9 protein-coding genes are annotated in these 12,306 nt (G+C 46.0%); 1 reads left to right on the top strand and 8 read right to left on the bottom strand.

Annotated features, from left to right (window positions below; genetic code table 11):
• Positions 1-133: 133 nt before the first annotated feature.
• The 5 genes from ACFQ21_RS20065 to ACFQ21_RS20085 all read right to left on the bottom strand — a co-directional run bounded on the left by ACFQ21_RS20065 (position 134) and on the right by ACFQ21_RS20085 (position 7,845).
• The gene (locus ACFQ21_RS20065) at positions 134-1,261 is read right to left on the bottom strand and encodes a glycoside hydrolase family 43 protein (protein WP_377581728.1); all 1,128 of its coding nucleotides are present in this window, start codon (positions 1,259-1,261) and stop codon (positions 134-136) included.
• 23 nt (positions 1,262-1,284) lie between these two features.
• Positions 1,285-1,752 carry a CAP domain-containing protein gene (locus ACFQ21_RS20070; protein ID WP_377581730.1) on the bottom strand — a complete coding sequence of 156 codons (468 nt, stop codon included), beginning with the start codon at positions 1,750-1,752 and terminating at the stop codon, positions 1,285-1,287.
• Between the two features lie 93 nt (positions 1,753-1,845).
• Positions 1,846-2,682 (bottom strand): glycoside hydrolase family 16 protein, encoded by an 837-nt coding sequence (locus ACFQ21_RS20075; protein ID WP_377581733.1) that lies wholly within the window; start codon positions 2,680-2,682, stop codon positions 1,846-1,848.
• Positions 2,683-2,842: 160 nt separating this feature from the next.
• Positions 2,843-6,958: a hybrid sensor histidine kinase/response regulator transcription factor gene (locus ACFQ21_RS20080; protein ID WP_377581735.1), complete on the bottom strand. Its 4,116-nt coding sequence runs from the start codon at positions 6,956-6,958 to the stop codon at positions 2,843-2,845.
• Positions 6,959-7,008: 50 nt separating this feature from the next.
• A complete protein-coding gene (locus tag ACFQ21_RS20085) occupies positions 7,009-7,845 on the bottom strand; it encodes a glycoside hydrolase family 16 protein (protein ID WP_377581737.1) in 837 nt (278 codons plus the stop codon).
• A 256-nt stretch (positions 7,846-8,101) separates the two neighbouring features.
• Here ACFQ21_RS20085 and ACFQ21_RS20090 point away from each other — a divergent pair, with 256 nt between their 5' ends.
• Positions 8,102-9,613: a right-handed parallel beta-helix repeat-containing protein gene (locus tag ACFQ21_RS20090; protein ID WP_377581739.1), complete on the top strand. Its 1,512-nt coding sequence runs from the start codon at positions 8,102-8,104 to the stop codon at positions 9,611-9,613.
• A gap of 73 nt (positions 9,614-9,686) precedes the next feature.
• On the opposite strand, the gene ACFQ21_RS20095 is transcribed toward ACFQ21_RS20090, so the two are convergent.
• The 3 genes from ACFQ21_RS20095 to ACFQ21_RS20105 all read right to left on the bottom strand — a co-directional run bounded on the left by ACFQ21_RS20095 (position 9,687) and on the right by ACFQ21_RS20105 (position 12,291).
• A complete protein-coding gene (locus tag ACFQ21_RS20095; RefSeq protein ID WP_377581741.1) occupies positions 9,687-10,253 on the bottom strand; it encodes a DUF4240 domain-containing protein in 567 nt (188 codons plus the stop codon).
• A 150-nt stretch (positions 10,254-10,403) separates the two neighbouring features.
• Positions 10,404-11,267 carry a helix-turn-helix domain-containing protein gene (locus ACFQ21_RS20100; protein ID WP_377581743.1) on the bottom strand — a complete coding sequence of 288 codons (864 nt, stop codon included), beginning with the start codon at positions 11,265-11,267 and terminating at the stop codon, positions 10,404-10,406.
• A 115-nt stretch (positions 11,268-11,382) separates the two neighbouring features.
• Positions 11,383-12,291, bottom strand: a complete 909-nt coding sequence (locus ACFQ21_RS20105) for an alpha/beta fold hydrolase (RefSeq protein WP_377581745.1) — start codon at positions 12,289-12,291, stop codon at positions 11,383-11,385.
• Positions 12,292-12,306 lie beyond the last annotated feature (15 nt).

A 12,306-nucleotide genomic window follows, 5' to 3' on the forward strand; every position in this document is an offset into this window, starting at 1 on the left:
AGAAATAGGGTGAATGCGTTCAAAATAAATTATGAGAGGCGTTTTCCGTACCATGAAAGGAGAGGAGTGAGCGAGGCTACTCCTCATCTTATACTACATATATAGAAAGGAACCGGGTGCAGGGTGAGCATGACTATGGATTGGCAAGTTGCTCCAGGCTCCATTTGTCAAACCACTTGATCACGGGTTTGTCGCCATCAAATGTCAGCGGAAGCCATATATACCGGCCATCGATAGCGTTGTCGGGTACCCACCGGTCTGCCATAAAAATATATTGGTCTTTACGGCCCTGCACCGGAAGGATGTATGTGCTTTGAGATTCGAATGTGCGTCCTGCATTTTCGCCTTGGGCCGGATTGCCAAGTGATCTCCACGGTCCCCAGATTGAGTCTGAGACAAATGAGCGTGCAGCGTTGGGTTCCCACCCGGTGCAACCTGATGTAACAAGTATATATTTACCGTTTCGCTTTATAAGTGCAGGTGCTTCGTTATGTCCGGCAGGTGCTATCGTTGCCCACTTGCCGGTAAACGACAGGTAATCGTCTGTAAGTTCAGAAACGTGAAGCGTCAGGTTTTCTTCTGCCGAGTGAATGTGATACGCTTTGCCATCATCATCCACGAACAACGTCATGTCACGCGACATTTGTCCTTTTTCAAAATCTCTTCGAACAAAGAGTCCTTCGGCAACTTCTTTTCTCCACGGATCTGTGTGAGCTTTCAGTTCACTTTCATTCACAGCTTTTGTTTGCCATGCTTTCTCAAAATTGATCGGCCATGTTTTACGGTTCGGTCTGTAGGACCGTATATAGGTATAGGGACCTGTCGGCTTATCGCTAACGGCCACAGCTGTTCGCGCGGCACTATAGCCCTGCTCTTTTAACTCGAGGTGAAACCACAACACAAACTTCCTGGTCTTCGCGTTGTAAATTACCTTGGGACGTTCAATGACGCAGCCTTTTGTAATTTCTGAAGTCGGGTCGTCTACTACCGGAAGAGCAATGCCTTCATTCTTCCAGGTGTAAAGATCTTTTGATGAGTAGCAGCTTATACCAATCCACGCGCGGTTGCCGGCTTTACCTTCAGTTTTAAATTCGCCGAACCAATAGTATGTGTCTCCATAGTATAGAATGCCACCGCCATGCGCGTTGATGTGTCTGCCATCGCTATCCGGCCATATAGCTCCGGGTTGAAATTGCTGTTGTCCATACGTATGGATAAAGCAGCAGAGTACAAGAATAAAGAGTAGTGTTTGTTTTTTCATTTATAGTTTCGTTGAAATAAGTCTTAGCGTTTCTGGCCGAGCTCGAGTGTCCAATACGATTTCACCTGTGCGACTCCCATTTCGTTGGCTTCACGTTTCATCAGTGCTTCACAATGACTGGGACTCTGCAGCCATGCATTCACCGCTTCGTTTACGGTGGTACATCCGGCTGCTATAGTCTCGGCAAGAAAATTACCTTCGTATCCGGCTGTGGTTACACGCTCTTCCGGCGATATACCTTGTGGTGAGACATGCGAAAAATAGTTGTGCAGGTACATATCCTGCGCATGCGCGAAAGCCGCTTCCGATAGTGGTATATTTATAGTAGTAAGCGGCTGAACCGGTGGATATACTACCGTGCCACACGTGCATCCTGCCGCGCGAATGGAATTTACCCGGTCGAGCATAGCACGTTTGATATCGGGCGAAAGGTCATCGGATGCGCAGGCAGCTGCGCCAAGCAGTAAACAGATGAGGATCGTATACTTCAAAGGATGAATTTCTTGTGGGTATATATAGTGGTATATATAGGCAGAACAGTCATCTTTTCAGACGACTGTTCCTGTTTCGTTCCTGGCTATGGATCAAAAAGCTTTTGTTCGTCCTACATAAATATTACGAGCCTTCAGGTATGTATCGCTGGTTGGACCGGAGCTTCCGCTCGATCCTTCCATCTGAAGGTTGACGATTAACCACATAGGACTGTTAACAAAATTCGGTGCGCGGTGTACAGCTTTCCATGCACCATCGATGTAGTAATGAATGTCTACATCCGTAGCATTTACCTTGGTAATCCAGGCACGATAGGTGTGCCAGTTCCCGGCATTGCTCACCGTAGTCTGCGTTGACTGCGTGTGTACATTTGTCCAGTCCGGACCATCCATCGTGTTTTGCCAGTTCACGTTGCTTCCTTTGAACTCCATGATGTCAGACTCTGGCGGCCATGAGTTCACACCGGTAAGCCAGAAGGCTGGCCATGTGCCGCCTGCAGTGGGTGCCTGAAATTCTCCCTTCACTTCGTAATCCGGATACTGGTCATTGATGAGGATCTGATGTTTAGCATGCACGGCTCCGGAATGATAACGGATCGGCAAATACGGTGAGTGCGGACTGTTGCCTTCATTCCAGGTAATGCGTGTAGCTTTGAGATTAAGAACTCCCCCGGTAGTAATATAGATGTGATTGTGATCGGTTGTACTTCCGTACATCCGCGCGCTGCCATTGTGGTCTGAACCCCACGGGTAAAGATAATTCCACTTGGACTCAAAGGTTGTGTAATCCGTGAAGGAGTTGTCCAGCACAGTTTCCCATGCACCAACTCGGGTGTCCTCCGGGGAGGAATTTTTTACGGGTTCTTCCGAACAGGAGCTTGTCAGCATGCCGATCACGGCAAGCGATGCAACGGTGAAGAGGCGTCTCATAAATTAAAATGGGTTAAGGTGAAAATATACATGCAAAGGTTGGCGACAACGGTAGCAGTTGTAGGGTGTATTATCTCAAATAATGGTGGGGATCAATTCAGATTTGATCTGAAACGCTATAAAAATCAGCGCAACAAATTGTGCACGCAGTTGCGTGTAGTCACACCGTTATGTTCGTATTGGCTTTGTTTGCCTTGCGGTATTCGGAGGGTGTGGTATGATACACGCTTTCGAAACAGACGCGGAAGTACTTCAGATCGTTAAAGCCGACATCGTAGGCGATCTCGGAGATGCTCAACTGCGAACTGGTCAGCAACTGGGCGGCTTTCTTGATCCGGATAACTTTAATGAATTCGGAAAGTGAATAGTCGGTGATGGATTTGAGCTTGCGATATAGCGTTGCTTTACTCATGGCCATTTCTTCCTGCACCGCGAGTTTGATCTTGTCGGTGTCAGCTATATATTTTTCAACGATGGACTTTAAGTCCAGTATAAATTTCTCATCATCATTCGCAACTACCTGCTCTTTGGGTTGCAACAGGAATTCGCGTTGATAGTATTCTTTCAGTTCCTTTACTTTCTCAAGCCGTGTTCTTACGCGGGCTTTCAGCAGATCAGGGTTGAAAGGTTTTTCAATATAGTCATCGGCTCCGGTATGCAAACCACTGAGCTGATCTTCCACCGCGGTCTTTGCCGACAGCATGATGACCGGCACATGCGAGGTGGTACGATTGCTCTTTATCTTCTGGCAAAGTTCCACACCACTGATGCCGGGCATCATTACATCGAGTATAACAAGTTCTATAATTTCATTGTTCAGAACCTGCAGTGCGTCTTCGCCATTATAGGCAATCTTGCAGCGATAGTTTCCGGCAAACAACACACCGAGGTAATCGGCCATCTCTTTGTTGTCATCAACAATCAGGATCTGTGTAGTGGACTCAAGCATGGATTGACGACTCGCCTGTTGCTCCATAAAGAGATCATGGATCTGTTCTTTCCAGTAATCGCTTCGTAAGGTAGCCTGTTCGCCTTCACGCATGTGCGCATAGTCAAGCTTTTCGAACCAACGTCCGAGGGGCAGACTTACAAAAAATTTACTGCCGGAACCCTTCTTGCTTTCAACGCGAATTTGTCCGTGGTGGAGATTTACCAGGCTCTCCACCAGGGCGAGTCCTATACCTACACCGGTGTTGGTGCGGCTGTCTCCGAGTTGGTAGAAACGTTCGAAGATGCGCGAGACATTTTCCTGCGACATACCAATGCCATGATCTTCCACAAGTAAAATGATATACTCATCCTGTACCGATACCCGAATGGAAATAACTCCTCCCTTGGGGCTGAACTTAACAGCATTTGAGATCAGGTTCAGAAGAATCATCTCCAGTTTTTCCTGGTCTATATAGGCTATACATTGCTCGCGGTCGCTGTAAAATTCAAATATATACTTGTCGTCACCGCTGCTGAGTTTGAACAGACTATAGATCTCACGACAGAACGCCACGACATCTACCGGGGCGAGCAGCAGATCCATATTTTGCGTTTCCACTTTGCGGAAGGTGATGAGCTGGTCCGACAAGCGAAGCAGGCTCTTAACATTACGTTTCATAAGCCTGGCTTTCTCGCGATAGGCTTCGGGCAAGGTCTGCGACAACAGCATTTCTTCCAGCGGTGCAGCGATCAACGTTAAAGGTGTGCGTAACTCGTGCGATATATTGGTAAAGAAGCGAAGCTTGAGTTGGTTTAGTTCACTCTCCTTTTCACGCAACACCTGTTCCATCCTGAGCTTGTTCCGCAGATTGGTCTGCGCATTGATCAACCGGAACAAACAGACTGCTACGAGCACGGAAAAAAGTATATATCCGGTATACGCCCACCACGTTGCCCAGGGGGGAGGAAGGATGGTGATCTTTATTTCCTGTATAGCAGATGTCTCCTGGTCGCTGTTGGAATTTACCCGCAGGCGAAATATATAGGTGCCGGCATCGAGGTTGGTAAAGGAAGCGGTGTGCGATGTATGTTCGATCCACCGATCGTCATAGCCTTTTAGCTGATACGAATACTGGGCGCGGTTCGGAGAGAAAAAATCAGGAGCGGAGAATGTTAATGTAAATTTTTTTACGTGATGGTCCAGTACAATTTGAGAGGTATACTCCATGGATTCCGGAAGAATCACGTTGCCGAAGTATTCATGTCCTACACGAACATTGATATCATCATTCAGGATCAGGCCGGTGAAGCGGGGCGGTATTGTATTTCGATCGGAGCGGAGACTGTCCATATTAAACCACGTGAGTCCGTTGGTAGAGCCAAAGTATAAATGGCCCTGCTTATCGTTAAAGACCGAGTTCAGCAAAAAACTGTCGCCAATCATACCATCGTATTCCGTATATACTTTGACCGTACCCGACTCCAGGTCAAGCATATTAAGACCGTTGCTGGTAGAGATCCAGAGATGCCGATCCTGGTGTACACCGGTAATGCCTTGTATATAGTTGGATGAAAGGCCATCCTTCACGGTCCACTTTTTTTGTTCCTTTACTCCGGATGCATTCGTGCGGATTTGCCAGAGGCCGTTATAGGTTCCCGCCCACACGTTACCTTTCGCATCTTCGTATACCGTGCGGATGATTTCGTTTTCCAACAGCGGTTTTGTTTTTTGGTGATAGCGGCCATATATAGCATCAGTCGTGTAATTCAATAGTCCGTTATAGGTGCCGATCCACAGTCGTTCCGATTGTGTGCTTGCAACGATGGTGGTAATGCGCTGGCCCTGCTCACCATATATATCAAGATTATCATGATGAATGGATTCTATATCACCGTTCGCATTCAGTGAAATGCAGCTGATGCCATTGCGTTGAGTCCCAACCCATACACGATGCTGTGCATCTTCTGCAAGAGCTGTAATCTTGATACCACCGATGTGATGCTGTCCTTCGCCCGGACGAAGCGATTCATACCGGCAGTTCTTCAGATCTTTATCACAACGTAATCTATAGAGTCCAAAGTCGAGATCGCCAATCCACCAGTTGCCGAATCCATCGTATAGCAGTGCAGCTATATTATTTTTCCCATTGTAGTAAGCATCCAGAAACCCGGGACGATTAAGTGCCTCTACATTACTGCCGCGAATAATGTTCAAGCCTTCGCCTCGTGTACCAACCATCACATTGCCCTGCGTGTCCATCGCTATAGCATCCACCTTCTCATTGCTGAGACTTCTTGCTGCATAAGGATCGGCTCCGATGTTTTGAAAGCCACTCGTATTGGCTTTGAATATATTTACACCGCCACCATCAGTCCCTACCCATATCAACCCGGAGCGATCTTTAAATATGCAGAGTACAATGTTATTGCTGAGTCCCTGCCGGTTAATGTTGCGCGCAAATCTGGCTATATCTTTTTCTCCATTCCAGATACGCAGGCCGCCATCCCAGGTGCCCATCCAGAGTTCGTCCTGCGGCATGGCACGCAAGGTATATATATCGTTGAGTTTGGTGGAATGAATGCTGGTATTCAGCTTGTGTTGTGCGATCTTCGGACTTTTAAAATATCCTTCCGAGATATCTACTTCGAAAAGTCCTTCACGCCACGTGCCGAGGTAAATTTTGTCTTTCGCTATACTCTTCTCGATGGTGGTAACTCCGGTGGAAACATCCAGAATGGTAGTACTCGTTTGACTTACCGGGTTGTATAGCACCAGTCCTTTATACTCAGCAGCAATCCAGAATAAACCTTTATCATCTTCAATTACTTTTCGGATCGCCAACTGGCTGACGTGATTTTCAAATGTACTGTCACTTGTTTTCCGATAGAGACCGCGGCTATAGTCACCGGCCCAAATTATACCTTTACTGTCTTCAAACAGTTGAACGATGCGATTCTCCCCGGCATTGGTAGCGTTGCTGTCTTTGAGTATAAAGTGTGAGAAACTTTCTGTGACCGGATCAAAGCAGTCCACACCATTGTGTGTTCCGATCCAAAGCTTTCCGTGACTGTCTACAAAAAGTGTTTCGATCGCGCTGCTTGAGAGGCCGCCTTCTTCTTTCTGGTAGCTTACGAACTCATGTCCGTCATAGCGATTCAGACCACCGCGCGTACCAATCCAGATGAAATCCTGTTTGTCCTGAACGATCGAAGTAACTTCATCATTCGACAGACCATCGTGCATACCAAAATGCTTATGCAGATATACCGGCTGTGCTGCAAGCGGTATATACATGCCTGTGATCACAAAAAGTATAATATATCTCACCAGCATACGTGCCATCATCTCGGTCTCCGTTGGATAAAAAACTTTACGCGCAAGTTAGCAGTACAGTATCACTTGTTCTTTTGATACAGCTTTACATAATCAATATAGAGGGCGTTGGGCCAAACCGTTGCGCTGTCCGGTGACTCTGATCGCTGTCCGTTGTTCAGCACCAGGTACATATTTTCATCCGGCCAGCCTTTTGTTTGAGAGGCGAGTAACTCGTGTACTTTTTTGCCATCTATATACCAGGTTGCAGACTGATCTGTCCACTCAAACCCGTAGATGTGCCACGCATCGCAGCGAAAAGTTTTATCGAATTGCTTTAACCATGCCGAATGCCACTGATTCTCTGCAGAGTAAAGATGGACACCCATGTTGTCGAAGCCTACGTCTTCACGATAGCCGAAGTATTCAAATATATCCCACTCGGGGCCCCACGTTAAGTCTTCCGCGATGAGCCACAGAGCCGGCCATACTTTATCTCCGGTCGGAAAACGTGCTTTGATCTCCAGGTATCCTTTGTTGAAATAAATCTTGTGCATGCTCATAACCCAACCGCTCGTGTAAGAATACGTGCCGGCCGGATTATGGCCTGTGTAACTGCGCTTTTGATTGCGCAGAACCAGGCTACCGTTTTCCAGATACGAATCTTCTGTGGTGATATACCCTGCGTAATGGTCGTTCAGCAGGTGATCGCCCTTCGCACCCGGAACCAGGTCGCCATAACGGGAGTCGCGCAGTGACCCCGCAGTCCAGGAGGCAGTATCAATTGCTGAGACTTCAAATTCGTCTGACCATTGTAAGGTATATCCATCGGGAACATGCGCGCTGTTAACCGATGGAGACTGACAAGACACAACCGAAAGAACAAGAATCGTGATGAGCAACCGCAGCATGAATTTCATGTTTAAATAATGTAGCAAGTTAGCAGCCCTATAACCGGCAATGGGGGTGAAAGTAATTGATTAAAGGGGGAAATGTCTCATTTCACGGCTTTATCTCGTTTTATCACGAATAGGACAGGGACAGAAGTCATTTCCGGATCGTGACTTACATTCAACCTTATGTTTGACTAAATATACCCTGTCGTGCTCATGAATCTTCTCATACTTTTGCATGGATTTGAAATCAGGCCGGCTACAATCTTTTATCACGTATACCATGCATATAAGACAACAAGCGTTGTGGATAATTCTTTGCTTTCTGTCCTACGCGGGCTTCGCGCAGAATATATACTACCTGGACAGCAAGAATGGTAATGATAAAAACTCGGGATTGAAACCAGCGGGCAGTTGGGCATCGCTTGCCCGTGTGAACAACATGGTATTTAAACCGGGAGATAAATTACTGATCAGGTCGGGTACAAGCTACAGCGGACAACTGGTGCTTCGCGGTTCTGGAAAAGAGGGTATGCCTATACTTATTGATACCTATGGAAAAGGGAGCAAACCACGAATCGATGGAGGGGGAGTTACGGCTTCCGTTGTATTGCTGCAGAATGTTGAGTATTGGGAAGTGTCTAATCTGGAAATTACCAACACAGGCTCGCAGCGAGAGGCAAGACGAACCGGTATTGCCGTTATAGCGCGGAACTTTGGTGAAAGCCACCATATTTACCTTCGGAATTTATCGATCCATGATGTCAACGGAAGTCTTGTAAAAAACGAAGGCGGTGGCAGTGCTATATTATGGCATAACAGCGGAGATTCTATACGCTCGCGATTTATAGATCTGCGGATTGAAAACTGTCATCTCTATAACTGTGGGCGTAACGGTATCATTGCGCATGGTTATTCGAACCGCGCCAGTTGGTACCCTAGCCTGGGCGTTGTAATTCGAGGAAACCTGCTGGAGAAAATTCCGGGCGATGGTATTGTTCCGATCGGATGCGATGGCGCGTTGATTGAACACAACATCATGCGTGATTCACCGGACATTCTTTCGCATGAGGAAGCCGCTGCCGGGATATGGCCGTGGAGCTGTGATAATACGATCATTCAATTCAATGAAGTGTCAGGACATAAAGCCAAATGGGATGGGCAGGGTTTTGATGCTGACTGGAATTGCCGGAACACCATCATACAGTATAATTATAGTCATGATAACTATGGAGGCTTTTTACTGATCTGCAATGAAGGAAGCAGCATCGGGAAGAGTTCAAATATAGGTACTAGCGGTACGATTATCCGATACAATGTGAGTCTCAATGATGGCTTACGGCCTTATCCTACTGAACGTGCCGGTATATTTTCTCCGGTGTTTCACATTACCGGTCCGTGCAGCGATACGCAGATTCATAATAACATCATCATCGTGAAGCCGAAGACTTCCCGTGGTATAGATCGCACGCTCGTCAAAATGGAAAACTGGGGTGGACCGTGGCCTGATAAAACGGTGTTCCGTAATAACATTTTTTATTCGCTTGATTCGTCTCAATTCAACTTCGGTCAGGATATAGCCACAATATTTTCCGGAAATACATTTTACGGAACTTTTAAAAACCTTCCGGCTGATGCAAGTGCTATAAATAAAGATCCGATGTTTGAATGTATACCATCCACGCATCAACGGGAGGCTATACGAAAGTGCCTTCGGTTATTATCACAGTCAACCAGCAAAGGAAATGGCGTGGATGTTAATTCGGAGATTTTCAAATCCTTCTTTGCTGATTGATGTGACGGTAAAGTATACTTGGATTCTATAGACTTTATTTGCTGTTGCTTTCTTGTGTGCGGACGAATGGAAACTAATCTTCCACGAACATTTCATACAGCTTCGGGCAGATTTTCTTCTGGCTCTCGGGCTCTTCTTCTTCCCAGGTGAGTTCTATATCCGGGTTTGCACGATGCACATTCTCTTCATCGATATAGTCGTAGAGGTCCAGTTCTGTCTTATTTTCAAAAGCAGTTATCGGTACGTATGTAAGCCCTTCGAACTCATAGTCGTTGCCGGTTTCTACAACGTCTGCGAGTGAATCAGGATTGGACACGGCCTTATGGTATATATCTTTCCCGGCTGATATTAACCAGAGTCTGAAATATTCAAAGCCATCGTCTGAGGCTCCACCGTTGATGATATAGGCTGCGCACCATAGTTCGGAAGTATACGCTTTGTCCAGAAAATAATGAGTTCGAAGGTAGAAGCCGACCATTTCTTTTGGTGAGAGCTTTTCGACTTCCTCAACCAGGTATTCTTCCATCTCATCCAGGTCTTCTGTGTTATCTTGCGCCTGTTGGATAAGGGACCAGTAGCGATCTTCATCGAGCAGTTCCGAAGTTTTTTCAATCGGTGTTTGACTTTTTGACTGTGCCATCGTGTAGGGGGTTATTGCGTAAATTAGAAAAAAAATCAGAAAGGTGTCAGAAGAAAATTAGGTTTAACAAAAGGTTAACCCGAAAGTACGCTATAGCGGTATAACTTTTAATTGCTATTGTAAACTATAGGCGAGGATATTCCAGGGCTTCTATACCTTGCCGGCTTTCAGGTATTTTGTTCTGAAACCGGAAGGCGATTCACCCGTCTTGATCTGGAACTGTCGGCTGAAATAGGCAGGATCTTCATATCCCAATTCATGCGCAATTTCTTTTGCCGTCATGGAAGTATGCACGAGTAGTCTTTTGGCTTCGAGTATGATCCGGTTTTTAATGATCTCGTTTGGTTGCGGTAAATTCATGCGCTTGAATTTGTGTGTCACCGTTTTGGCTGCCATCGAGAGAACATCTGCATAGTCGGCAACGGTATGCTTTTCTTTATAATGTACATCAACCAGCAGCGTAAATTTTCTGAAGAACTCCAGGTCATGGTTTTGTTCTACGATCAATTTTTCCAGGTGTTGTTTCTTCCACAGGCGCGTAGCTTTAATGAGTAACTGCTTCAAGTATGTACGGATCATTTCTTCCAGTGATGTATCGCGCAGTTCGAACTCTTCTTCTATTTGTTTGAATAAATAGTTGATGAAAGCACTGTCTTCTTTGTGAACAGTTACCAGTGGTATATTATTGATATTGTTATACAGCAGACCGTCACAGGCGACTTCGTTGTCGTGTATCTGAATGCAATAGAAATCACGGTTGTAAAAAATAAAAAATCCTTTCTCCGGACCACACGCTTCGATTTTAAGAACCTGGTTCGGTGCAACAAAAAAGAGCGAAGGCTGCCGCGTAACATATACTCCAAAATCTATGGTGAGTTTATAGCCTTTCGGCAGATACAATACTTTTATATACGGTTTGTACGTGCTGCTGTTGATGTCATCAACATTGGTTTCGCTTACCTGTACCATGCCTAACCTCTTAAAAGTACTTTCAAATAAATTGGCTTTGTTCATGTCTTATCGAAATGAGTATATGCGTGAAAGATATAATTATTATCGCTATCGCTGAAGTTTCTCTTTATAAAAACAGATGCAGCGTGTTGTGAACGCTGCATCTGCAGGGGGCTGTTTACCGGGTAGCAAATTTCTCTAATTCAGTGTTGAACTTCTGCATTTCCTCTATGAAGAGTGCATGACCGCTGTTCTCAAACTTTACGATATAGGAGTTCTTTATCCCCTGGTGAAGTTGCTCCGCGAAAGCAAAGTCGCACAACTTGTCTTTTACACCGTGGAAGATCGCTACCGGTATTTTTATCTTCGCGAGCTCGGGTCGTAAATCGAGTTTGGCGAGTGAACGGATTGATTCGGTAGCGGCATACGGTGATGCTTCCATGTTGATGCTTCTTAACCAGCTCGACATACCTTCGGAGATTCCGGTTTCAGTAGCGGCCATAGCCTTCCCAAAATTGTCAAGCACCTGCGGTCTGTCCGTTGCCGTTAATTGAATGAATGCCTGTGCATCTTTCTCCGTCAGCCCATAGGGAAAACCAGGACGTTGTACCCATGACGGTGCCGCTGCTGCAAACAATGCCAGTTTACTGACGTGAGCACTGTTATACTTGGTTACATAGTGAAGAACAACCGCACCGCCCATGGAGAAACCTCCCAAGACTGCGTTTTCAATTTTCAGTTTCTCCAATACGGCTTTGATATCATCGGATGATACATCGAAGTCGTATCGGCCATACGGTTTATCGGATTTACCAAAGCCACGGAGTGAGATACCAATCACTCTGAAACCTCGCTGCACCAGGTATTGATATTGATACTCATACATGGCGTTGTTAAGCGGCCAGCCGTGGATCAGCACAATCGGCTGACCTTCGCCCAGGTCTACTACATGCAGCCGTACATTTTTCTCTACTTCAATATATTCCTCTCTTCCGGCTGATGCTTGTACTCTTTTCCCCTGAGAGAAGGTTTGTCCGCAAAGGAGTATGGTTGCCAGGAATGCGATTGTTAAAATTTTCGTTTTCATTTTCTTTGGGTTAAA

This window comes from Ohtaekwangia kribbensis (assembly GCF_042676245.1).
GTDB lineage: Bacteria > Bacteroidota > Bacteroidia > Cytophagales > Cyclobacteriaceae > Ohtaekwangia > Ohtaekwangia kribbensis.

What these genes read in the sequence shown, in the direction of transcription:
- ACFQ21_RS20065 (WP_377581728.1), bottom strand. Translation starts at nt 1,261, where the DNA reads ATGAAAAAACAAACACTACTCTTTATTCTTGTACTCTGCTGCTTTATC.
- ACFQ21_RS20075 (WP_377581733.1), bottom strand. Translation starts at nt 2,682, where the DNA reads ATGAGACGCCTCTTCACCGTTGCATCGCTTGCCGTGATCGGCATGCTG.
- ACFQ21_RS20080 (WP_377581735.1), bottom strand. Translation starts at nt 6,958, where the DNA reads ATGATGGCACGTATGCTGGTGAGATATATTATACTTTTTGTGATCACA.
- ACFQ21_RS20085 (WP_377581737.1), bottom strand. Translation starts at nt 7,845, where the DNA reads ATGAAATTCATGCTGCGGTTGCTCATCACGATTCTTGTTCTTTCGGTT.
- ACFQ21_RS20090 (WP_377581739.1), top strand. Translation starts at nt 8,102, where the DNA reads ATGCATATAAGACAACAAGCGTTGTGGATAATTCTTTGCTTTCTGTCC.
- ACFQ21_RS20095 (WP_377581741.1), bottom strand. Translation starts at nt 10,253, where the DNA reads ATGGCACAGTCAAAAAGTCAAACACCGATTGAAAAAACTTCGGAACTG.
- ACFQ21_RS20100 (WP_377581743.1), bottom strand. Translation starts at nt 11,267, where the DNA reads ATGAACAAAGCCAATTTATTTGAAAGTACTTTTAAGAGGTTAGGCATG.
- ACFQ21_RS20105 (WP_377581745.1), bottom strand. Translation starts at nt 12,291, where the DNA reads ATGAAAACGAAAATTTTAACAATCGCATTCCTGGCAACCATACTCCTT.